General features: G+C 61.5%; 22 protein-coding genes. 10 read left to right on the forward strand and 12 right to left on the reverse strand.

The annotated features are described in order from the left end of the window. The first annotated feature begins 141 nt into the window (after window positions 1–141). Window positions 142–948, forward strand: a complete 807-nt coding sequence (locus tag BJQ17_RS05440) for an HNH endonuclease (RefSeq protein ID WP_012052874.1) — start codon at window positions 142–144, stop codon at window positions 946–948. A gap of 67 nt (window positions 949–1015) precedes the next feature. Beyond that, complete coding sequence (locus BJQ17_RS29715) at window positions 1016–1570, forward strand: GNAT family N-acetyltransferase (protein ID WP_003250692.1); 555 nt, start codon at window positions 1016–1018, stop codon at window positions 1568–1570. Between the two features lie 60 nt (window positions 1571–1630). Here the strand turns inward: BJQ17_RS29715 and BJQ17_RS05445 are convergent, their stop codons facing one another. From BJQ17_RS05445 to BJQ17_RS05455, 3 genes are all read right to left on the reverse strand, one after another. Further along, window positions 1631–1894 carry a DUF3077 domain-containing protein gene (locus BJQ17_RS05445; RefSeq protein WP_003250694.1) on the reverse strand — a complete coding sequence of 88 codons (264 nt, stop codon included), beginning with the start codon at window positions 1892–1894 and terminating at the stop codon, window positions 1631–1633. A 151-nt stretch (window positions 1895–2045) separates the two neighbouring features. Continuing rightward, entirely contained in the window at window positions 2046–2288 is a 243-nt protein-coding gene (locus BJQ17_RS32025; RefSeq protein WP_041167026.1) for a hypothetical protein, read from the reverse strand. 475 nt (window positions 2289–2763) lie between these two features. Next, window positions 2764–2982: a hypothetical protein gene (locus BJQ17_RS05455; protein WP_070095704.1), complete on the reverse strand. Its 219-nt coding sequence runs from the start codon at window positions 2980–2982 to the stop codon at window positions 2764–2766. Window positions 2983–3158: 176 nt separating this feature from the next. On the opposite strand from BJQ17_RS05455, the gene BJQ17_RS05460 reads away from it, so the two are divergent. The 4 genes from BJQ17_RS05460 to BJQ17_RS05470 all read left to right on the forward strand — a co-directional run bounded on the left by BJQ17_RS05460 (window position 3159) and on the right by BJQ17_RS05470 (window position 5478). Beyond that, window positions 3159–3875, forward strand: a complete 717-nt coding sequence (locus BJQ17_RS05460; protein WP_070095705.1) for a hypothetical protein — start codon at window positions 3159–3161, stop codon at window positions 3873–3875. A 150-nt stretch (window positions 3876–4025) separates the two neighbouring features. Then, entirely contained in the window at window positions 4026–4439 is a 414-nt protein-coding gene (locus tag BJQ17_RS29720) for a thiol-disulfide oxidoreductase DCC family protein (RefSeq protein ID WP_081273128.1), read from the forward strand. Then, window positions 4424–4984 carry a GTP cyclohydrolase I FolE gene (gene folE, locus BJQ17_RS05465; RefSeq protein WP_070095706.1) on the forward strand — a complete coding sequence of 187 codons (561 nt, stop codon included), beginning with the start codon at window positions 4424–4426 and terminating at the stop codon, window positions 4982–4984. Before BJQ17_RS29720 ends, folE begins: the two co-directional genes overlap by 16 nt. Before the next feature lie 35 nt (window positions 4985–5019). Beyond that, a complete protein-coding gene (locus BJQ17_RS05470; protein WP_070095707.1) occupies window positions 5020–5478 on the forward strand; it encodes a DUF3429 domain-containing protein in 459 nt (152 codons plus the stop codon). 23 nt (window positions 5479–5501) lie between these two features. Here the strand turns inward: BJQ17_RS05470 and BJQ17_RS05475 are convergent, their stop codons facing one another. The 3 genes from BJQ17_RS05475 to galB are packed head-to-tail and all read right to left on the reverse strand — an operon-like array spanning window position 5502 to window position 8079. Then, the gene (locus BJQ17_RS05475; protein ID WP_070095708.1) at window positions 5502–6587 is read right to left on the reverse strand and encodes a 4-oxalomesaconate tautomerase; all 1086 of its coding nucleotides are present in this window, start codon (window positions 6585–6587) and stop codon (window positions 5502–5504) included. A 2-nt stretch (window positions 6588–6589) separates the two neighbouring features. After that, window positions 6590–7306 carry a 4-carboxy-4-hydroxy-2-oxoadipate aldolase/oxaloacetate decarboxylase gene (locus tag BJQ17_RS05480; protein WP_070095709.1) on the reverse strand — a complete coding sequence of 239 codons (717 nt, stop codon included), beginning with the start codon at window positions 7304–7306 and terminating at the stop codon, window positions 6590–6592. Beyond that, window positions 7303–8079 (reverse strand): 4-oxalmesaconate hydratase, encoded by a 777-nt coding sequence (gene galB, locus BJQ17_RS05485; RefSeq protein WP_110159605.1) that lies wholly within the window; start codon window positions 8077–8079, stop codon window positions 7303–7305. Before galB ends, BJQ17_RS05480 begins: the two co-directional genes overlap by 4 nt. Before the next feature lie 117 nt (window positions 8080–8196). Here galB and BJQ17_RS05490 point away from each other — a divergent pair, with 117 nt between their 5' ends. Further along, the gene (locus tag BJQ17_RS05490) at window positions 8197–9390 is read left to right on the forward strand and encodes a LysR family transcriptional regulator (RefSeq protein ID WP_070095710.1); all 1194 of its coding nucleotides are present in this window, start codon (window positions 8197–8199) and stop codon (window positions 9388–9390) included. 14 nt (window positions 9391–9404) lie between these two features. On the opposite strand, the gene BJQ17_RS05495 is transcribed toward BJQ17_RS05490, so the two are convergent. The 3 genes from BJQ17_RS05495 to BJQ17_RS05505 all read right to left on the reverse strand — a co-directional run bounded on the left by BJQ17_RS05495 (window position 9405) and on the right by BJQ17_RS05505 (window position 13417). Next, window positions 9405–10652, reverse strand: a complete 1248-nt coding sequence (locus BJQ17_RS05495) for an OprD family porin (RefSeq protein WP_070095711.1) — start codon at window positions 10650–10652, stop codon at window positions 9405–9407. 131 nt (window positions 10653–10783) lie between these two features. Next, window positions 10784–12046, reverse strand: a complete 1263-nt coding sequence (locus tag BJQ17_RS05500) for a gallate dioxygenase (protein WP_004575382.1) — start codon at window positions 12044–12046, stop codon at window positions 10784–10786. A gap of 21 nt (window positions 12047–12067) precedes the next feature. Beyond that, window positions 12068–13417, reverse strand: coding sequence for an aromatic acid/H+ symport family MFS transporter (locus BJQ17_RS05505; protein ID WP_003250723.1), 1350 nt, complete (start codon window positions 13415–13417; stop codon window positions 12068–12070). A gap of 391 nt (window positions 13418–13808) precedes the next feature. Here BJQ17_RS05505 and glsB point away from each other — a divergent pair, with 391 nt between their 5' ends. Continuing rightward, entirely contained in the window at window positions 13809–14717 is a 909-nt protein-coding gene (gene glsB, locus BJQ17_RS05510) for a glutaminase B (protein WP_003250725.1), read from the forward strand. Window positions 14718–14756: 39 nt separating this feature from the next. Here glsB and BJQ17_RS05515 read toward each other — a convergent pair whose 3' ends face one another. Then, entirely contained in the window at window positions 14757–17168 is a 2412-nt protein-coding gene (locus BJQ17_RS05515; protein ID WP_070095712.1) for a TonB-dependent siderophore receptor, read from the reverse strand. A 253-nt stretch (window positions 17169–17421) separates the two neighbouring features. Here BJQ17_RS05515 and BJQ17_RS05520 point away from each other — a divergent pair, with 253 nt between their 5' ends. Continuing rightward, window positions 17422–18078, forward strand: coding sequence for an HD domain-containing protein (locus BJQ17_RS05520; protein WP_070095713.1), 657 nt, complete (start codon window positions 17422–17424; stop codon window positions 18076–18078). A 28-nt stretch (window positions 18079–18106) separates the two neighbouring features. Here the strand turns inward: BJQ17_RS05520 and BJQ17_RS05525 are convergent, their stop codons facing one another. Then, window positions 18107–19270, reverse strand: coding sequence for an AAA family ATPase (locus BJQ17_RS05525; RefSeq protein WP_070095714.1), 1164 nt, complete (start codon window positions 19268–19270; stop codon window positions 18107–18109). A 146-nt stretch (window positions 19271–19416) separates the two neighbouring features. Here BJQ17_RS05525 and BJQ17_RS05530 point away from each other — a divergent pair, with 146 nt between their 5' ends. Continuing rightward, window positions 19417–19902, forward strand: coding sequence for an anti-virulence regulator CigR family protein (locus BJQ17_RS05530; protein WP_070095715.1), 486 nt, complete (start codon window positions 19417–19419; stop codon window positions 19900–19902). Between the two features lie 81 nt (window positions 19903–19983). Here BJQ17_RS05530 and BJQ17_RS05535 read toward each other — a convergent pair whose 3' ends face one another. Continuing rightward, a complete protein-coding gene (locus tag BJQ17_RS05535) occupies window positions 19984–20748 on the reverse strand; it encodes a hypothetical protein (protein ID WP_003250736.1) in 765 nt (254 codons plus the stop codon). Window positions 20749–20794 lie beyond the last annotated feature (46 nt).

Here is a 20794-nt window from a genome sequence, read left to right on the forward strand (position 1 = left end):
CGCAAAACCACCCCTGCAGAGAATTCGCTTGAGCGGTTAGGGCGACTGTGATTACGCCGGAATGTTGTCCTTTTTCCGCTGCGCTGTAGGAAAATTCCTCTTTTTTGATAGGCTTCTGCCGTCAGTCGAGAGGAAAATGGAATGCCCGTCGTCATCGTTGAAAACGATACATCACAGTGGGAAGACCAGACAGGCGCTGTCTATCACTTCCCCAAGCGTTACCAAGCCTTGCTCGCTCAGGGAACCGAGGTTGTTTACTACAAAGGGCGTATCAAAGATAAAGCCTTTGCCTCGGTCCGTCTTTGTGCCAATCCGCACTATTTTGGCAAGGCACGTATAGGCAAGGTCTACGCAGATAGCAGTAGTAATAAGGGTGATCTTTTTGCTTTGATTGAAAATTTCATTCCATTTGAAAGCGCTGTTCCCGCCAAAATCGACGGCGCGTACAGGGAGACTATCCCCGGCAGCCGCGCGAGTAACTACTGGCGTGACGGGGTTCGGCTCATTTCTCAGTCTGATTACGACGCTATCTTAAGCCACGCGAAGCTTTTAGATCCGCGGTTGGATACTGCTCTACCGCAGTCAGAAGACGATCCGATTACATTTGAATCGGCTAATGAAGGCAGCAAGACAAGCTACTTTGGAACCCGATACGAACGCCGGAAAGATCTTAGGATGAAGGCCATCGCTATTCACGGGCTTGACTGCAAAGCGTGCGGTTTTGATTTCGAGCAGGCTTACGGCGAACATGCAAAGGGCTTCATTCACGTTCATCACGTAGTACCTATTTCGAAATTTGGTGGAGAACAGGCTGTGAATCCTGAGACAGACCTCGTAACGTTATGTGCCAACTGTCATGCGGTAGTCCACCGCAAGCGCGACATGACCCTCAGTGTCGATGAGCTGAAAGGCATGTTACGCGGACGATGGGTCGTCGAACCTCAGTAGCCTAGCTACAGCGTTCAATCCAATAATATGAGTATCTTCTAACACGCCAATAGCGCTCGCTGAAGCAATGCACAATGGAGGTGGTATGCTCTTTGTTCGCCCTGTAGCAGCATCTGATTGGCGATCTTATCGGGATCTACGTCTGCGGGCCCTACGTGACTCTCATGAGGCGTTCGCGAGTACTCACGAGCGTGAATCAGTCCGGGACGACGATGATTGGCTAGCCCGCGTATCAGCGGTCGCTAGCTCCAGCACTGCTCAAGCTTTCTTCGCTCATTGGAATAATGAGGCGTGTGGCTTGGTGTGGTGCAAGGCATCCGACGTTGAGTCAAGCGTTGTCGAGATTTTCCAGATGTGGGTTGCGCCTGATGCACGTGGGCTCGGAGCCGGGAGTGCCTTGCTTGAGAGGGCTATCACATGGGCTGAAGATCGCGGTGCGGCATGTGTCCGTCTTGGTGTGACGATTGCAGATAGCCCGGCGATGCACTTGTACAAAGCGAGCGGATTTCATGCAGTCGGCGCACCGGAGCCTTTGCGTGAGGGTTCGGCTTTGATGTCGCAATCGATGGAACTGAATCTTGGATCACGCCTAGCAAGAAAGGGGCAGGGGTTAGGTCGCTGAGTCGCCTTCAAAACCGGGAGTCGCATAGGTCTTGAAGGCACCCAGTCAATGATGAGTCATTCAGCGCATCATGCCCAGTTCAGCATCATCCATCAGTGCCTTGGCCAACGCGCAAAGGTAGTGCGAAGCCCAGATCAACTGAGGTTTATCTTCCATCAATCCATCCAGAGTCATGTCCCGTGCATAGCCCATCAGCTCGGACGCCTGTTCACGGGCGCTTTGGCAGGGGATGCCGGCTTCGATGCGGAAGAGGGGATGGGTCTGGTTTTCACCTTGGTAGAAGGTGGTTTTGCCGACGGTGAATTTGGTTTCTTCTGTGGACATTGTTCAGTTTCCCCAAGATTGCTTCAGCCTGTACGGGCCTATTCGCGGGTGAACCCGCTCCTACGGGAGCACGGCAGTCTTCAAGGCTGAGGGAGTGCCTGGGAGGGGGTATCCGCGAAGAGGCCGGCCCAGGCAGTACATCAGCGACACGTCAATGCATAGTCCGAGGCTCACTGGGCATCTGCACTTGGGCTATTGCGGACTCGAGCAAAGCTCTCAAGGTCTCCAGTTCATGCATCGAGGTCATCATCAAAATCGACGCGGGGGACTTGGGCTGCAGCAGCATTGCCTGATGCACGACGGTCGCCGCGCATAACGCGTAGTCCGTAGCCTGAATCAGGGTGTCTTCCAAGGAAAGAACGTTGTGGGGTGGATCAGGTACTATTTTCAGCATAAACCCTCTCAGTGCCTTACAGGGCTGCCGCAGTACCGCTGTCAAACGGAAGGGTGGCAGCTGTTTGTGGGTTGACAGACCGGGGGCACTGAGAATCCCGGCGCACACGAAGGTGCCCCACGCACAGCTGCCATAACTGGCATTGCACATGCTCTCAGTGAACCACGGTCTGTCAAAACCGTGCCGCCAATGGGTGGCGACAGGCCGAGACTAGGGCTGACTATTTCCATGTGCAACGAAAATCAGGCGCGAGGAGTATCTTTGGGAAATGGCCTACAAGGAAGGGGTAATTTCTGATTTTTCGACCCGCTCCCGTTCCTCAAAACGTCGATAGGAAACATGCGGGCAAAAGAAAGCCCGCCGAGGCGGGCTAAGTACTATCACGTAGGGATAGCTTCATCCTGCCCAAGCCACTGTGAAAATTGGGTGAAAGAAAGGTCCCCATAACGTGATCATCCAGAGGGCCCCGCGCCCTTTAAAGCTCGGCTTTGTGCCGCTGGTGGCGCTGAAAGCGGGTAACCGCGATCTGGACGGCAGCTGCAACGAGGCACAGCAGGCCGACTTTCCAGCTGCCCTCCAGGCCGTAATGCTCGGCGATCTTCCCTGTGATGATGACGCTAACGAAGATGGCGAAAGGCAGGATCAGTTTGTTCATCGGGTCTTCCAGCAGGCTGCAAATGGCTCGGGTGAACATGCAGTTCACCCAGCGGAAAGGCCGCGATCTTAGCAAATCCGGTTGCGGCGTGGTGGTCACATCCAGAGCGGTTGCAAGGTGTGCTGTCTTTATCGCGATAATGGCAATGGGTCAGTATGGACTTGCGCGACCCAGCCCTCGAAACTGATCCATTCGCATCTGGACCAGGGCCGGTCATGAATAACCTGCAACGCACACTCTCTCTCATGCTGCTGCTGGCCGCAGCTTCGTTGACCGCCTGCGTCCCCTGGAAACGCGAACGCGCCGCCTACGCGGACCTTTGCGAATCCGAGTTCCAGTTCAAAGTGCCAGGCCCGCAGGGGGAGGCCACCCTCTACCTGGAAACCTACCTCTACGACCACGCCGCCCTATGGGGCGAAAAGCGCCATGAGCAAAGCCTGTACGTGCAGTACCCGGGCGAGAAGTACTCGCGGCAGGAATTCTTTGTGCAAATGATCGCCTACAACAAAGACCGCCAACGCCCGTCGACCGATTCCAAGCGTGGCGAGCCGCCGATACCGGTGCTGTACGACAGCCGTCAGGCTTACATCACCTTTGAAGACGGCTCGCGCCTGAATGCGCGGCCCGAGGTGTACTTGGGCATCAACGAGACCTACGACTTTCCGTTGGTGAATGAGAAGACCGCCCGGCCATCGCCATACGACATCAACAGCGATGAAGTGCACCGGATGATTCCCAGGATGACCAACAACAAGCGCTATGGCTCGGCTTATGTGATCTTTCAGACGGACAAGTTCGAGGCGGACTCCAAGTGGACGATTCATCTGGGGGCACTGGATGTGCAGGGCCGCAAGGTGCAGATTCCGCCGCTGAAGCTCTGCTATCACCCCGTTAAGAAATGGATCGGGATCGAGCCGCTCATGCGGCCTTGAGTGGAAGGTGTCCGCCATGGGAGGTTTGGCGGCGCTCGATCTCACCGGCAACACAAACCCACCGGCGAACACCTCCCAGCCCCCCCCATTGCGAATTTCCTGGTTTCAGCTAACTTATACAAAAATCTGTACAAGCATGAGAGGTTGTACATGTATTGTAAGTGGCCCTTCACCCTGTACTTTGACGGCGCCTGCCCGTTGTGCGCTCGGGAGATAGCCTTCCTGCGCAGGCAATCGACCGGGGGAAAGCTCATCCTGGTTGACATCAGTGCTGATGATTTCGATGCAGGGGCGTTGGGCTTGACGGTTGAGCAACTGAGGTCATGCCTGCATGGAAGGTTCGCGAGCGGGCAGTGGGTTACAGGCTTGGACGCCACCTTGTGGAGTTGGCGTGCTGCCGATGTGGGCCTGTGGGTCGCGCCACTGGCTTGGCGTCCGTTACGTCCCCTGTTTTCGGTGCTTTACAGGCTGTTCTGTCGATTGAGGCCACACTTGGCCTGGCTACCACATCCCGATGGCGGGCACCGTTGTAGCGGTGAGGAGTCCAAATGTCACATTCGTTAGCCGAGCACTACCATGAAATCCTGGTCGGTATTGGTGAAAACCCGCAGCGCGAAGGGCTTCTGGACACCCCCCAGCGTGCGGCCAAAGCGATGCAGTACTTGTGCAACGGGTATGCACAGAATCTTCACGAGGTCGTGAACGGTGCTCTGTTCGAGAGTGAAAACGATGAAATGATTGTGGTGCGGGACATCGAACTCTACTCATTGTGCGAACACCACATGTTGCCATTCATTGGCAAGGCGCATGTCGCGTACCTGCCAACAGGGCGCGTGCTAGGGCTTTCCAAGGTTGCACGCGTGGTGGATATGTTCGCCCGTCGTTTACAGATACAGGAAAACCTCACGCGGCAAATTGCGTATGCCGTGCAGGAAGTCACGGATGCCGCAGGGGTAGCGGTCGTGATCGAAGCCAAGCATATGTGCATGATGATGCGCGGTGTAGAGAAGCAGAACTCGGTGATGATGACATCCGTGATGTTAGGTGAATTTCGCGACGACCCCTCTACGCGGCACGAATTCCTTAACCTCATTGGACGACACAGTTGACGTCCGGTCCTGAACCGTCGCGAAGGGGCGCCCAGATGAATACCGATGCTACTGCGTTATCTCCAAGCCGCTTCGCTGTCCTGGGTTACGGCGGTCTGCTGCCGTTTATTGGTTTGACGCTGCTCATCCTTTTTTGGGCTGAGTATCGAGCGTTTTTCTCGATGATGATGGTTGGCTATGGCGCGGTGATATTGAGCTTCGTCGGTGCCCTGCACTGGGGGTTTGCCATGACGTTGCAGGGTTTGCCCGCAAAGCAGCGTCAAGAGCGACTGGTGTGGAGCGTTGTACCGGCCCTGATCGCTTGGGTTGGCACGTTGCTGCCTGTGCCATTGGGGTGTCTGGTGTTGACCTTTGGTTTTGTCGGCCATCTTTGGCAGGATCGCAAACTGGCGCAAGCGATGCCGGGGTGGTATCTGCCGATGCGCGTGCATCTGACTGCTGTAGCGAGCCTCTGTTTGCTGGTCAGTGCACTTGCGGTGTCCATTCATTTTTGAAACCCCAAGCGACCATTGATGAGTCACTTCTGCGGCCCACCCCAAATATCTCGCCCGATGCACACAACCCCGTCAAACAGCAAACGCGCCGTCCTCACCAACCCGCACCCCTTGATCACGCCATGTTCCAGGCTGATTTCCACCGTAAATTCCCCACTCGGATGCTCCACCGCCAAACGCTGACGATCACCGCCGGACGCGCTGGCAAGGCCCTGTGCAACCGACCCCTCAATCAAGCAGGCCGTGGCAACACTCACCGCACCAAACACCCCGATGGACGCATGGCAGCGGTGAGGGATGAATGAGCGCGTATTGACCGTGCCGCCGTTGCGCGGTGCTGACAGCAGGCACATTTTTGGCACATTGCGCTGGCTGACATCACCCAGGTTCATGCGTGGGCCCAGTTGCAGGCGGATGGCTTCCAGGCGTGTTTTCAGGGCGCTGTCGGCCTCCAGCGTGTCGCACGGCTCGTAGCCGGTCACGCCAAGGTCCTCGGCACGCAGCAGTACCACCGGCATGCCGTTGTCGATGCAGGTCACTTCCAGGCCATCGACACAGTCGCGGCTGTTGCCGGTGGGCAACAGGGCTCCGCAGCTGGCGCCGGCCACGTCGGCAAACGTGACCACCAGCGCCGCCGCACGACCCGGCACCCCATCAATACGGGTATCGCCGGCATACTCCACCTGGCCATCGGCGGTCGGCACCTGGGCGACGGCGATCTGCCCGGTGTTTTCCATGAAGATGCGCACCGGTGTGCTCGCGCCGCTGGCGGCCACCAGGCCGCGCTCGAGGGCGAACGGCCCTACGCCGGCCAGAATGTTGCCGCAGTTTTGCCCATAGTCCACCCGCGCCTCGTCCACGACCACCTGAGCGAACAGGTAGTCCACGTCGGCGTCATCGCGCGGCGAAGCGCGGATGATGGCGACTTTGCTGGTGAGCGAGTCGGCGCCGCCGATGCCGTCAATCTGCCGGGCATCGGGCGAGCCCATCACCGCCAGCAGCACCCGGTCACGTAGCGGGCCAGGGGCGGGCAGGTCGTCATGCAGAAAATAGGCGCCCTTGGAGGTGCCGCCGCGCATCAGCAGGCAGGGTATGCGGGTCTGGCCCATGTTCAGCCTTCCAGGTCGGTGAGGTGGTCGACATAACGCAGGCCCTTAGCCGCCAGGCGCGGGCGCATCTCGTAGATGTCCAGGCCAAGCTCGCCGGCGGCCAGGCGCAGGCGTTTGCGTTCTTCCAGGTCGGCGCGCTGGGTGGCGGCTTCGAGTACCGCCTGGGCTTCGCCATGGCGCACCACCACAACGCCGTCGTCATCGGCCACCACGATGTCACCGGCATGGACGAGCTGCCCGGCACACAGCAGCGGCAGGTTCACCGAACCCAGCACTTCCTTCACTGTGCCTTGGGCATTGATGGCGCGGGACCACACGGCAAAGCCCATGTCGCGCAGTGTCTGGCTGTCGCGCACGCCCGCATCGATCACCAGGCCGCGCACGCCGCGGGCCTGGAGCGAGGTTGCCAGCAGGTCGCCGAAATAGCCATCGCTGCACGGCGAGCTGGGCGCCACCACCAGTACGTCGCCTGGGCGGCACTGCTCCACGGCAACATGGAACATCCAGTTGTCGCCTGGGGCCACCAGCACGGTTACCGCGCTGCCGGCCACCGCCACACCTTGCTGGAGGGGGCGCACGGCAGTATTGAGCAGCCCCTTGCGACCTTGGGCCTCATGCACCGTGGCGACACCCAGCCGGCCCAGGGCATCGATGATGTGTGGCTCAATGCGTGGGATATTACGCACGACGATGCCGGTCTTGCCGATCAGCCCGCTCATGCCAGGTTCTCCGTCACGCGTGGGAACACGCTCTGCAGGCCTTCGGCGTAGACGATGTTGCGTGCACTGGTGATGCCCACGTTACGCTTGGCTTGCACGCCGCGCTGCAGCGCCACGCGGGTGTAGTACTCCCAGAGGTGTTCCTGGCCGGCCATGCACTGGATGGCGGCATACTTTTTGTCCCACACCGGGGTGATGTCCAGGAACGTGTCCGGGCGCCATTCGCACTGCTCGGGCTGGTGCGGCTCAAAGGCGTACACCGGCGGTGCGCCAACGATCTTCTCGCCCGGCTTGTAGCCTTCAGCCTGCGCGATAATGCGGGCTTCCTGGGCCAGGTGCATGGCCAGCGGGTGGTCGTAGTTGTAAGGGTCTTTGAGGGAGTGGCTAAGTACGAACTCCGGTTGTACCCGGCGATACACATCGGCCAGGCGGAACAGGGTGTCCTTGTCGGCGCGCATCGGGTAGTCGCCGATGTCGAAGAACTCCACGCTGGCACCGAGGATTTCGGCCGCCGCCATGGCCTCTTCACGGCGAGCGTCCTTGACCTTGGCTTCGGTCATCTCACCCTTGCGCCACAGCTTGGCAGACTCACCACGCTCACCGAAAGACAGGCAGACCACGTGCATGGCATAGCCTTGCTCAGCGTGCAGCGCAATGGCGCCACCGGCACGCCAGACAAAGTCGGCCGAATGTGCGCTGACCACCAGGGCGGATTTTTGTGGGGTATTCATGGTTCGTTGGCTCCTGCAGTGGGGGTGGGCGCAGGATGTCATTGGCCTGTGCAGGGCACTAATGCGTTCATTTGCAGCGGCTATGCGTTTTATTTATTGCCGGGCAAGCGGGGTAGAGGCATAGTCGCCGCAATCACGAGCCGAGCGCCGGGAGCCCTTATGATCGATGTCGAACTGCCCAACCTGATGCAAGTGCGCGCGTTCATCCGGGTAGCCGAGCTGGGCAGCGTTTCGCGTGCGACGGAGGTACTGTTCCGTGCTCAGTCCGTGGTCACCCGCGCCATCGCCGAGCTGGAGGCGCGCTTTGCCGTGCCCCTGTTCGAGCGCCATGCCAATGGCATGCGCCTGACCGACTATGGCGAGTGCCTGCTGCCGCGTGCACAGCGCGTGCTGGCGGAACTGGACGGCGTGCCGAGTTTGCTGGGCACCGCGCAGGGCGAGCCCCTCTACCTGTTTCAGGCGCGGCGCCTGCAGGTGTTCGTGAAGCTCTGTGAAACACGGCACATGCAAACCGTGGCGCGGCACTTCGGCCTTAGCCAGCCGGCGGTCAGTGCGGCCTTGAAAGTGCTCGAAGGCGGCTGCGGACAGCCCTTGTTCGTGCGCACGTCGCGCGGCCTGCAGCCCACTGTGGCCAGCCGGGACATTCTGTTCCCCATCCGCCGGGCGCTGAACGAGTTGCGCCTGCTGGACAGTGACCTGAGCGCGATGCAAGGCACCCTGCGCGGGGTGGTGCATGTCGGCGCGTTGCCGTTGGGCCGCTCGCGCATTCTGCCGGATGCCATTTTACGCTTCACGGCCCAGCACCCACAGGTTCGGGTGGTGACCAACGAAAGCCCGTTCGACCTGCTGGCAACCGAGCTGCGGGTAGGGGATGTGGATTTCGTCTTGGGCGCGTTGCGGCCTCACGACTATGCCAGCGACCTGGTGGGCGAGCCGCTCATCAACGAGGAAATGGTGGTGCTGGCCCGTCGGGGGCACCCGCTGTTGCGCACTCACCTGACGCTCAAGGGCGTGCACCAGGCGCGCTGGGTGTTGCCGCGGGCCGGTTCGCCGGCCCGCCAGCTGCTCGACAACTGCTTCGCCGCCGCGGGCCTGACAGCGCCGTGGCCGGTGGTGGAAAGCGCTGATCTGGCGGTTATCCGTGGCCTGCTGGTGCGTTCGGACATGCTGGCGGCGGTGTCTGCGCACCAGTTGGCTTACGAGATTGCCAGCGGCGAACTGCAACGCCTGCCGCTGGCACTGCCCGGCACTGCCCGCGCCATCGGCCTCATGCAGCGCAGTGGCTGCCTGCAGTCACCGGCGGCAGTCGCGCTGATGGCCTGTATCCGCCAGGTTATCACCGAGCAGGCATAAGCTCGGGAGGGGCCTCAAAGCAGGCTCAGCGGGTAGCTGACGATCAGCCTGTTCTCATCGAAACTGTTGGTGCTGCCCCAGTCCCGGCGCTGGCTGGAGTTGCGCCACTTGAGGTTCAGGGCCTTCAACGGCCCAGACTGGATCACATAGGCCAGCTCGCTTTCGCGGCCCCACTCAGTGCCGTCCTGGGTGCTGGCGTTGTGCACGTTGTCGCCGTGGATATAGCGGTTCATCAGGGTCAGGCCGGGTATGCCAAGCACCACGAAGTTGAAGTCGTGGCGCACCTGCCAGGAGCGCTCGCGGGCGCTTTCGTAGCTGGAGCCGAAGGCGTCGTTGGCCAGCGTGCCGCCGCTGGTGCCGTTGACCCGGAACCATTCATCATCGCCCATGACCTTCTGCAAGCCGACGTAGAACGTGTTGCCACCCAGCTTCGCCGAGAACAGGCCCGAAGCGGTGCGGTTGTCCAGTTCGCCTGCCTTGGCGCCACCGTCATCCTTGCCCCAGAAATAGCCCAGGTTGGCGCCCAGTACCCAGTTGCCCAGCGGCTGTTGATGCTGCACCTGGAAGTAGCGCTGCTGGTAGATGTCTTCCAGCTGGGCATACCAGGCGCCGACCAGGGTGCGCTCCTGGTTGAAGCGGTATTCACCGCCGGCGAAGTTGAAGCGGTCCGAGGTGAAGGCTGTGCGCGTGAACAGGCTCATGTCCTGCATGCTGGCGTCGTTGCGCGGGCTGTTCTGGCGGAACTGGCCGCCATACAGGCTCAGGCCGGCCAGCTCGTTGGAGGTGACCTGCGCGCCCTGCAAGGTTTGTGGCAGCGAGCGGCCGTCATCGGCGCGCAGGATGGGCAGGGTAGGTGACCACTCGCCGACTTTGAGTTCCGTCTTGGACACCCGCATCTTGCCCGCCAGCGCCGTGCGGCCAAAGTCGTCCGCCGGGCGCCCGTCGTCATGAACAGGCAGCAACTGCGTGCCGGCGGTGCCCTTGCCGCCATCAAGTTTGATGCTGTAAAGGCCCAGCACGTCAACGCCGAAACCGACCACGCCGGGGGTGAAGCCGGACTTGAAGTCGAGGATGAAACTTTGCGTCCATTCCTCGGCTTTGCCTTGGCTTGCCGTGCCCGTGTAGTCGCGGTTCATGTAGAAGTTACGCAACGTCAGGCTTGCCTTGGCATCGTCGACGAAGCCTTCGGCCAGGGCTTGCAGTGGCAGGCTGGCTGCCAGTGCGAATGTGGGGACGAGCGGGTACAGGGTGCGGCATTTCATTATTTTTATTCTCCAGGGATGGGCAAAGCGCTGCCTGCCAGCGGCGCATCGGCGCTGGGCAGGTTGAATCAGGGAGCGGTGGGGGTGGCGGCGCGGGACGCGCCGTCACACGATCAAGCGGGTTGCATCGGTCAGTTGGGTGCTTTGCCGGCCACCGAGTAGCGAACCTGCTGGTTACGGGTCTTCATGAAGTCTTCGATGCTCTGCCCGCGCATGGCGGCGTAAATGTCCAGGTTGGACACACCCAGTACGGCGCCTAGCTTCTCCAGCACGAAGAAGATCACCCCGTAGTGGATCAGCCCGCGCCAGTCGCGGCGGCGCAGCAGGTCGCTTTCCTCTTCGCTCAGGCCTGCCTCGCGGTACAGCGCTTCGGGTTCGCTCAGGAAGCGCTGGCGCCACTGCGGCTCGATCATGCGATGCAAGAACTTGTTCAGGCGGTAGCCTTTGGCACTGCGCTCCAAGGTGTAGGGATAGGTGCCCTCAAGCTGCTCAGCCCCTGCCAGCTGATGCTGCATGTGCTGGCGGTGGCGTTCGTTGACCGGTGCCGGCAGTGCCTGGTCGCGGTTTTCCAGCAGCAGGGTGGCAATGCCGGTCATCGACGGCAGGTAGTAGCTTTGGTGCTTGCGCTCAACGTTGGCAGACAACGCGCCACGCATGATCAGCCAGGTGATCACCTCGGCACCTTCCATGCCGCCGAGCGTGGCGTACTCGGCCAGTGTCATCTCGGTAAGGCGCTGTGGGTCGTTCACCAGCAGGTCAAGGAACTGCGCGTCCCACTCCGGGTTGTTGAAGCCGCAACGCTCGCCATGCACCTGGTGTGACACCCCGCCGGTGGCGACGATCGCCACCTTGAGGTCTTCGGGGTAGCTCTCGATGGCGCGGCGCAATGCCTGGCCCAGTTTGTAGCAGCGCCGGGCCGTGGGGATCGGCAGCTGCAGTACGCCGACCTGCAGCGGCACGATCTGTACGGGCCAGCTTTCATCGCAGGGCAGCAGCGCCGACATGGGCGAGAAGAAGCCGTGGTCCAGCGGCTTGTCGCGGAAAAAGCTCATGTCGAACTCATCGGCCATCAGGCTCTGGCCGATGTGCCGCGACAGCGCTGCGTGGCCGCCCACTGGCGGCAGGTCCCGCGGATTGCCCCCTTCATCGGCCACGCCATACTGCTCGTCTACGCCCAGGGTGAAGGCGCTGTAATGGTCAAAGAAGAACGAGGTGATGTGGTCGTTGAAGATATAGAAGAGTACGTCCGGCTGGCGCTGCTGCAGCCACGTGCGGATCGGCTCGAAGCTTTCGAAGATCGGCGCCCAGGCGGCTTCTTCCTGTTTGTCGTGGTCGACTGCGAAGCCGATGGTTGGGGTGTGGGAGACGGCCAGGCCACCAATGATACGAGCCATGCGAAAGTCCTCTGTTACAGGTTACGGCGCGGTTACTGCGGGGGTCGCGCGCAGCCGGGCGTGGCCGTTGGCCAGGATCGCCAGGGCGGCGGCGAATGCCGGCAGGCCGAGGAGGGTGAACAGCAGCGGCAGGCCCAGCCCCAGGCTGAGCACGGCACCACCGATGAGGGAGCCGAAAATGGCCCCGAAGCGCCCGATACCGAGCATCCAGCTTACACCTGTGGCGCGGAACTCGGTCGGGTAGTAGCCAGGGGCGAAGGCGTTCAGGCCGGTCTGCGCACCGCTCATGCAGAACCCGGCAGCCGCCACGCCCACCACCAGCAGGCTCGACTCCAGGCTCAGGGCGCCCAGTGAGACGATGCACAGGCCGCCGAGGGCGTAGGCGATGGCGATGACCCGGTTGGGGTTGCGTCGGTCCATGATCCAGCCGACCACGATTGCGCCCACTGCGCCGCCAATCTGGAACAGGCCGGTAATGGTGGCGGCGCGCTCGATGGACAGCCCGCCATCACGCAGCAGGGTCGGCAACCAGCCCATGGTCAGGTAGATCACCAGCAGGCCCATGAAATAGGTCAGCCACAGGGCCAGGGTGCCCAACCGGTAGCGCTCGCTGAACAGCTGCCGGGCCGGTGCCTTGTGCTGCGTGGTTGGCTCACTGACGATGAAGCGGGTGCCGGCAGCGAAGCGGCCGCCGAGCTTGGCCAAGGCTGCCGCAATCTGGCTGGCCGGTGCCTGGCGTGCAGCCAGGAAGCGGGCGGACTCTGGCAGCAGCCACCACAGCAGGGGCAGCAAAGCCAATGGCAGCAGGCCACCGGCCAGCAGTACCGACTTCCAGCCGTGATGAGGGATCAGCCAGGCGGACAGAAAGCCGCCCAGGCCCGAGCCCATGTTGAAGCCGGTGAACATGATGGTGATCATCAGCGAGCGGTTGCGTGTGGGCAGGTATTCGGCAAGCAGGGTGGTGCAGTTGGGCATGGCCGCACCCAGGGCAATGCCGGTCAGCAGCCGTAACACAGCCAGTTCATAGGGGTTGCGGGCGAAGGCGCAGGCCAGGCTCAGCAGGCTGAAACCGCTGACCGCGATCAGCAGCACTTTCTTGCGGCCCAACCGGTCGGCGTACGGGCCGGCGGTCAGTGCGCCGATGGCAAGGCCGACCATGCCGGCACTCATCACCGGGCCAAAGGCGGCGCGCGACAGGCCCCAGTCCTGCATCAGCGAAGGCGCGATGAAACCCATGACGGCGACATCGAAGCCATCGAACAGCACGATCAGGAAGCACAGCGACAGGATCAGCCACTGGTAGGCAGCAATGGGGCGGTTATCGATCCAGTCTTTGACATCGATAGGGGCATCGACAGGAGGCTTAAGCATGCGTGGTCACCTTTGTTCTTGTATTGGTGTGAATTGCGCCGGGTTCCGGTAAGGCTTCGAACGCGTAATGGCCCAGCAGCAACCACCCCGCCGGACGACGGCGTGGGGCGGACTGTAATCCCATGGTCCAGGGCAGCGCCTGCGGGATTTCTTTAATGAGATATCCAATTTTTTTATCGCAGACGTCGTGGCGCTAATGTCGCGTCAAGCTGTGCCGCTCGGCAGCAAGCTGTTGCCCTGTAAAAGACCTGATGCGCTGCTGGCGTCGTCAGGCTTCCGGGTGATGAAGACGCTGACGGTGATTTGTTTCTGAATGTGTGATCTCTCCCGCTCAGTCTTCGTCAAGAAGACTGCCCCTCGCCGTCGTCTGGGGATTGATACAGGGCCTTCCATGCAAACGCTGTTGAACGAGATTCTCGAAGAAGTACGTCCCTTGATCGGCAAGGGCAAAGTCGCTGACTACATTCCCGCGCTGGCGGACGTGCCGGCGAACCAGCTGGGCATCGCTGTCTATGGCAACGATGGCAGTTACCACTGCGCAGGCGACGCGCGGGTGCCGTTCTCGGTGCAGAGCATTTCCAAGGTGTTCAGCCTGGTTCAGGCCATTGGCCATTCGGGTGAAGCCATTTGGGAGCGGCTGGGGCATGAGCCTTCGGGGCAGCCGTTCAACTCGTTGGTACAGCTGGAGTTCGAGCGCGGGCGGCCGCGTAACCCGTTCATCAATGCAGGGGCATTGGTGATCTGCGATATCAATCAGTCGCGCTTCGCTGCCCCCACGTTGTCGATGCGCGATTTTGTCCGACGGCTTTCAGGCAACCCCCACATCTCGATCAATACCCGGGTCGCTGATTCGGAATATCAGTTTCGCGCGCGCAACGCTGCCATGGCGTACCTGATGCAGTCATTTGGCAACTTCCATAACGAGGTCGAGACGGTGCTGCGCAGTTACTTCAGTTACTGCGCACTGCAAATGGACTGCCTGGACCTGGCGCGGGCATTCTGCTTCCTGGCCAATGATGGGTTCTGCAAGCACAGCGGTGAGCAGATCCTGACGCGGCGCCAGACCCAACAAGTGAACTCGATCATGGCCACCAGCGGGCTGTATGACGAGGCGGGGAATTTCGCCTTCAGGGTGGGTTTGCCTGGCAAGAGTGGCGTGGGTGGCGGGATCGTGGCGATCGTACCGGGGCAATTTACCGTATGCGTGTGGTCGCCAGAGCTGAATGCGGCGGGCAACTCCCTGGCCGGGATGGCGGCGCTTGAGCTGCTCAGTTCGCGGATCGGATGGTCGGTGTTCTGATCTGCGAACTCAGGGGCCATCAGGCGTCGCCTTGGCGGGTCAGAACGCGTACACCAACGTGGCCGTGGCGCTGCGTGGGCTGCCATACCAGCCGCGGGCGCCAATCGCCGTGTAGTAGGTTTTGTCCAACACGTTGTTGAGGTTCAGTGAAACGCTGGTCTGCGGCGTGAAGGCATATTGAGCCATCAGGTCGACCACGCTGTAGGGGGCCTGGGTGAACGTTTCGTTGTTGGGCCCGGCGCTCTTGTAATATTCGGTACCCTGCCAGCGCACACCACCCCCTACCTTCAACTGTGGCAGGGTCGGCAGGCGGTAGCTGGTGAACAGTTTCAAGGTGTCTCGCGGTATTTCAGTGTTCAGGCGGTCGCCATCCGAATCCTTGCTCACCGCATAGGTGTAGCTGGCCGAGACCTGCCAATCAGGCAAAATCTCGCCCGCCATTTCCATCTCGAAACCACGTGTCTTGGTACCCGATTCGGCACGGTAGGCCTGGTTGCCGTCTGGCGCCAGGTTGCTTCCGTCGGCTACCGCCAGGTTGTCCTGGTGCACCTCGAAAACGCTGAAAGCCGCGGTCAGGCGCTGGTCCCAGAACTCACTCTTCAGACCGAGCTCGTAGTTAACACCTTCCAGCGGGTCCAGGTAGGTCCCGTTGATATCCTTGTTGCTCTGCGGTTTGAAAATGGTGGTGTAACTGGCATAGGCCGACCAGTGCTCGTTGAGGTCATACACCAGGCCAAGGTAGGGCGTGACGACCCCGGTTTCGCTACGCGAGGTGCGGCTTGTCGCGCCGGACGACAGGGTGGTAGAGGTTTCGTCGCGTTTCCAGTCGATCAGCCGCGCCCCGGTAATCAGCGACAGGTCATCGGCCAGGCTCCAGCGTACCGAAGCCACCAGGCCGTCCTGGGTTTCATCCAGCGCGTCTTCCGAGGACTTGGCATGGATGGCGTCTGGTATCGCCAGCGAACCGTCCCAGGTGTAAATGTTGTCGATGGTCTGGATCGTCCACAGTGGGTAACCGTCGTTGCGGTAGTAGGCGCGGTAGTGACTGGCCCCGACGTAGGCCTGGTGCTCGCGGGACAACAGCGCGAACGGGCCCGACGCCGACAGGTCGAACGAGGTCTGCCGGGGCTCGCCGGCCCAACGCCCCGTCCAGGTGCTGATGCCACTGCCATCGGGCTTGACGGTGCCGCTGGCCGCGGTGGCGAAGGCGTCGTCATAGCTGCGACGGCTGTGTTCGGCATTCAGTTTCAATTGCCAGCCGTTGTCCAGTTGATGCTCCAGCGTAGTGAATACCGTCTTGGTGCGACGCTTGTGATAGCTCCAGTCCGAAGCCGAGTTGAACGTACGGGAGGGGCTGAAGTGACTGCCATCTGAATTGAACATCGGGAAACCGTGGTTGCCTGCCCCGTCGTTGTCCATCTCCTGATATTCCGCACCTGCTGTCAGCATCGTGCTGTCGGTGATGTCCCACTCCAGCACCCCATAGGCCACCTGCCGCTCCAGCGATTGGCGGTCGACGTAGCTCTGGCTGTCGGTATTGGAGGCGACAAAGCGCCCGCGAACATTGCCGCTTTGCGTCAACTTGCCAGAAACGTCCAGCTCGGTGCGGTAGTTGTCCCACGAGCCCGCTTTCAAGGTCAGCTTGCGTTGTGTTTCCAGGGTCGGCTTCTTGCGGATCAGGTTGACGGTGGCGCCCGGGTCGCCAGTGCCGGACATCAGGCCCGTGGCACCGCGCACTACCTCTACCCGGTCATAGGACACCATGTCGGAGAGGTCGTCCCTGAAGCCAAAGGTATCGGGGCGGTTGATGCCGTCCACCTGGATGCTGCCGACCTCGAAGCCGCGCACGTAGATATGGTTGGCGTCGCTTCCGGCGGGCCCCATGCTGTCAACGACCACGCCTGGTGTCTGTTCAAGCACCTGGGCAACATCGTTCAGGTTCTGGTCTTCAATCTGCTGGCGGGTGACCACGCTGACCGATTGGGGTGTCTCGCGTGCAGACAGCCGCAGCCCGGTTGCGGTATTGACCGAGCCGGTGGTGTAGCTGCCGGTGCCTTCGGTGGTGGCACCCAGGGCCATGCTGGAGACGGTGGTTGCCGCAAGCTCCATGGCGCCATCCTGCTCAGCGCTGACCAGCATGAAGTGCTTGTCGCCCGCTGCCTGCACCTGCAAGCCACTGCCTTGCAGCAGTTCTGCCAACGCCTGATGCAGCGCGTAATTGCCGTTCAGCCCTTTGCTGTGCAAGCCTGCGACTGCTTCATGGCTGAAACTGATGACTGCCCCGCTGGCGTCGGCAAACTGGTCGAGTGCGTGAGCCAATGACCCTGCCGGGATGCTGTAACCCACAGGCTCGGCCCAGGCATGTGCAGTGCCCAGCAGCGAGCCCGCGAAGCTGACCGCTAGCGCGGTTTGGCGAATACGGGTGGCGGGGGAGGAAAAGCGAGCGGACATCCATTGACTCCTTGCTGATCGAATACAAGTGCTCCCAGTAACAAACGTGTTGTTGACGGAAATACTTAGTAGCAAGGTGCTGATAGGGCTGAGGATCTACTTTGGCAGTAATATCCCCATCGCAACACAAGGCTGCTCCTGCCAGTGCTGTACAGGCTTTGAAACCGACATGCAGGCTCTCGGTACTTGCCCAGGCAGTGTCCGGACGGCGCCCGTGAACCCGCGCATTCACCGGAAATGGAACCTACCGAAGATGACCCGCGAAGCGTTTGCCCCTTATCAGTCTCTTGCCACTGACTTGCTGAAGTATCTGCCGCCCGACCAGAGTGATGGCTCCCACGACTTGGCCCATATTCATCGCGTGTGGGTCAATGCGCACCGGATCCAGCGGGTAGAAGGTGGCGACCTTGAAATCTTGCTTGCGGCGACGGTGCTGCACGACTGTGTGGCGGTGGAAAAGCATTCGCCGTTACGTGGGCAGGCCTCGACGTTGTCGGCGAACAAGGCTGCATCAGTCCTTGCTGAGATGGGCTGGCCGAGTGTGCGTGTTGAGCAGGTAGTGCATGCGATCAAAACGCACAGTTACTCGGCGGGGTTCGAACCGCTGACACGTGAGGCCTGCATCCTTCAGGACAGTGACCGGCTTGACGCCATAGGCGCGGTGGGTATTGCCCGGTGTTTTTACGTCGCCGGGCGAATGGGGTCGGCGCTCTATGACGTCGAGAATCCTTTCGCGCAGCAGAGGGCGTACCAGGACGGGGCGTATGCCATCGAGCACTTCCAGACCAAACTGCTCAAGCTCGCCTCGGGCTTTAAAACCCAAGAAGGGGCTCGCCTTGCTGCCGAGCGTCATACCCGGCTTGAAACCTTTCTTACCCAGTTCATGGACGAGATTACCGGGGCCGGTTAGTCATGCCGGGCTTGTGCCGTCCTTGAATTCAGTCAGCCCAGCGCCACAGCGGCTCATCCAGCAACCCAACCCCCCGCAGCTGGGTTTGCCCTTGTATTTTTTCCAGCTCTAGCACATTGCACCCGTCACAGGCTGCCAGCGCGTAGATTAATGGCGCACTGTGCGATACCACCCAAACCTGGCTACGGCGTGATGCACGAATGATCAGCCGCGCCAAGGCCGGGAGCAGGTCCGCGTGCAGACTGGTTTCCGGTTCGTTCAACACCATCAGCGATGGCGGCCGTGGTGTGAGCAGGGCGGCCATCAGCAGAAGATAACGCAGGGTGCCGTCCGACAATTCAGCACCCTCGAGCGGGCGCAAAAGACCGTGCTGGTGCAGCCGTACACTGAACAGCCCGCCAGGTGGCGCATTGACCTCCAGACGGCTGCCGGGAAACGCGTCATTCAGCGCTTCCACCAGATCCTCCACATCACCAATTTCGATAATGGTCTGCAATGCTGAGGCAAGGTTGCGCCCGTCGTGATGCAGTACCGGCGAGCGAGTGCCCAGTTGGGGTTGACGGCAAGGCGCATCACGGTCAATCCGGAAGTGATCGTAAAACCGCCAGCTGTTGATGAACGCGCGCAGGTCACCGATTTCCGGTGCCTGGCGTGGCCGGCCGACGATGTTGAAAAAGCTCTCGCCGCTGTCAGCATGCTGATCGAGCACTGCCCAGCGGTTGCCCTCGCGGGCCCGCACCAGGGCATTCTTGCGCTCGACCAGCAAGGAAGAGGGGCGATAGGCGCCAGCGCCCCAGATGGCCTCGCACTTTATTTCAGGGTCGAGCATGAACGCGCTCGGATACGGCAGGGGAATTGGCAGGCCGAGGGTGATGGCAAAACCGAGGTCTTCGGTGGCAAAGCCCAGGCGCAGGCGCCTGGCTTCGCTCGGATGCTGGCCTTGGATGGGCACTTCGCCGCGCCGCATTCGTGCGCTGGTTTCTGGGCCGGCCCACCAGGTCGAATCCAGCCCGCCTTCACGGGCGAGGGCTTCGACCACACCGCCCTGTGCGGTTTCGGCCAGCAGGCGCAGCGCCTTGTACAGGTTGGATTTGCCGCTGCCGTTGGCACCGGTCACCAGGTTGAGTTGGCTCAGCGGCAGCACCAGGTGGTTGATCGAGCGGTAGTTGCCGATGGCGAGGGTAGTGAGCATGCAGTGCTTCCCAGCGTGGACCAGGCGACCGATTGTGGCCGAAGCGTGCCTGCCTTGTCAGCCACCCCTGCTGAGGCTGTTGCAAGTGAAGCAGGCGTGCGCACCGTCTATAGTGTGGGGCAACCTCTCGCGCAAAGGATGCTCACATGGCCAGATCAACAATCATGACAGCCATTGTCACCTCATTGGCGGTGGCCTTGGCCTCTGGCCCGGTGCTCGCCGACCCGGGTAATGGCAAAGGCCAGGGCCAAGGTCAGGGGCACGGCAAGGGTCAGGCGCCGCACGCCCAGGGTCAGGGCCAGGGCCAGGGCAATTCGGGCGGCCACAAGCAGAGCGCCGGCGGCAATGACTGGCACGGCGGCCCGTCCATCGACCGTGGCGATGTACTCGGCATCCTCGGTGGCCACCGCAACTACTGGAGCTCGGGCCGGGCGTTGCCTCCAGGCATTCAGAAGAACCTGGCCCGCGGCAAGCCCCTGCCACCTGGTATCGCCAAGAAACTGGATGGCCGTCTGTTGGGGCAGCTGCCTCACTACGACGGGTATGAGTGGATGCAAGCGGGCGCAGACCTGATTCTGGTCGCCGTGGCGACCGGGATCATCTATGAGGTGTTGAACGGGGCGTTCGACTAAGGCCGCAGGTGCGAGCAGTCCGCTCGGTCCCTGCAGGCGCTGGCGTGCCTGCGATGGGCTGCGCAGCAGCCCAACGGCCTATCAACGCCGCCGCAACACCGCGGCCAGCCCAAGGGTCAGCACCACAGCGCACAGCATGGCCAGCCCGATGGTCACGCCAACGCCCCACGTTTCCAGCAGCCCCGCCAATACCAGATAGAACGCAATCACCCCCACCGCGCCGATCGCATTCCCCCGCACCATCGCCGCCATCCCGGCTCGCCCGCCCTGCACATGGGCGAACACCACCAGTGGCCAGGCAATCACCGGAATCGGCGCCAGCATCCCGCTGGTCGCCGGGCCCAGCCAACTGGCCAGGCTGGTGGTGATCATCAGCAGGGAAGTGGCAGATACCATGCGCAACGGGATTTCCCAGTGCCGGTGCCGGGGGCGGGCCAAGGTATCAGGTTTGGGCTCGCGGCCGCTGGCGCGGATCAGCACGCCGATCAGCACCAACGCCACTGCAATCGACAGGTACAGGCTGCCCCAGTGGGTAAAGGCATAGGCGGCCAGGCCATAGAACAGCAACGCCAGCAGTACGGCCACGGCGATGCCGAGTGTGCGCGTGGCCAGCAGGTAGACGGTGTAGGTGGCCTGCACCGCCGCCAGGCCGCCCAGTGCGCCGGGCAATGCGCCCAGGGCGAAGGCCGTGCCCTGTTCCAGGCACAGGAAGGTCATCACCAGCGCCGAGGTGATCGGCAGGCCGGACAGCAATCCGCCTAGCAGGCCGCCCCAGCGCCGGGAGGCGAGGGAGATGGCCCACATCAGCAGGGGGGTGATGGTGAGTTTCAGGTAAAACAGGGTCATTGCGGGTGCATCCACGCTTGATGAAGGTGCGCCCGCCTTCGACATT

This window comes from Pseudomonas sp. NBRC 111139 (assembly GCF_001753955.1).
Taxonomy (GTDB): domain Bacteria; phylum Pseudomonadota; class Gammaproteobacteria; order Pseudomonadales; family Pseudomonadaceae; genus Aquipseudomonas; species Aquipseudomonas alloputida.

Coding starts and splice junctions, on each gene's coding strand:
- BJQ17_RS05440 (WP_012052874.1), top strand. CDS start 142: ATGCCCGTCGTCATCGTTGAAAACGATACATCACAGTGGGAAGACCAG.
- BJQ17_RS29715 (WP_003250692.1), top strand. CDS start 1,016: ATGCACAATGGAGGTGGTATGCTCTTTGTTCGCCCTGTAGCAGCATCT.
- BJQ17_RS05445 (WP_003250694.1), bottom strand. CDS start 1,894: ATGTCCACAGAAGAAACCAAATTCACCGTCGGCAAAACCACCTTCTAC.
- BJQ17_RS32025 (WP_041167026.1), bottom strand. CDS start 2,288: ATGCTGAAAATAGTACCTGATCCACCCCACAACGTTCTTTCCTTGGAA.
- BJQ17_RS05455 (WP_070095704.1), bottom strand. CDS start 2,982: ATGTTCACCCGAGCCATTTGCAGCCTGCTGGAAGACCCGATGAACAAA.
- BJQ17_RS05460 (WP_070095705.1), top strand. CDS start 3,159: ATGAATAACCTGCAACGCACACTCTCTCTCATGCTGCTGCTGGCCGCA.
- BJQ17_RS29720 (WP_081273128.1), top strand. CDS start 4,026: ATGTATTGTAAGTGGCCCTTCACCCTGTACTTTGACGGCGCCTGCCCG.
- folE (WP_070095706.1), top strand. CDS start 4,424: ATGTCACATTCGTTAGCCGAGCACTACCATGAAATCCTGGTCGGTATT.
- BJQ17_RS05470 (WP_070095707.1), top strand. CDS start 5,020: ATGAATACCGATGCTACTGCGTTATCTCCAAGCCGCTTCGCTGTCCTG.
- BJQ17_RS05475 (WP_070095708.1), bottom strand. CDS start 6,587: ATGGGCCAGACCCGCATACCCTGCCTGCTGATGCGCGGCGGCACCTCC.
- BJQ17_RS05480 (WP_070095709.1), bottom strand. CDS start 7,306: ATGAGCGGGCTGATCGGCAAGACCGGCATCGTCGTGCGTAATATCCCA.
- galB (WP_110159605.1), bottom strand. CDS start 8,079: ATGACATCCTGCGCCCACCCCCACTGCAGGAGCCAACGAACCATGAAT.
- BJQ17_RS05490 (WP_070095710.1), top strand. CDS start 8,197: ATGATCGATGTCGAACTGCCCAACCTGATGCAAGTGCGCGCGTTCATC.
- BJQ17_RS05495 (WP_070095711.1), bottom strand. CDS start 10,652: ATGAAATGCCGCACCCTGTACCCGCTCGTCCCCACATTCGCACTGGCA.
- BJQ17_RS05500 (WP_004575382.1), bottom strand. CDS start 12,046: ATGGCTCGTATCATTGGTGGCCTGGCCGTCTCCCACACCCCAACCATC.
- BJQ17_RS05505 (WP_003250723.1), bottom strand. CDS start 13,417: ATGCTTAAGCCTCCTGTCGATGCCCCTATCGATGTCAAAGACTGGATC.
- glsB (WP_003250725.1), top strand. CDS start 13,809: ATGCAAACGCTGTTGAACGAGATTCTCGAAGAAGTACGTCCCTTGATC.
- BJQ17_RS05515 (WP_070095712.1), bottom strand. CDS start 17,168: ATGTCCGCTCGCTTTTCCTCCCCCGCCACCCGTATTCGCCAAACCGCG.
- BJQ17_RS05520 (WP_070095713.1), top strand. CDS start 17,422: ATGACCCGCGAAGCGTTTGCCCCTTATCAGTCTCTTGCCACTGACTTG.
- BJQ17_RS05525 (WP_070095714.1), bottom strand. CDS start 19,270: ATGCTCACTACCCTCGCCATCGGCAACTACCGCTCGATCAACCACCTG.
- BJQ17_RS05530 (WP_070095715.1), top strand. CDS start 19,417: ATGGCCAGATCAACAATCATGACAGCCATTGTCACCTCATTGGCGGTG.
- BJQ17_RS05535 (WP_003250736.1), bottom strand. CDS start 20,748: ATGACCCTGTTTTACCTGAAACTCACCATCACCCCCCTGCTGATGTGG.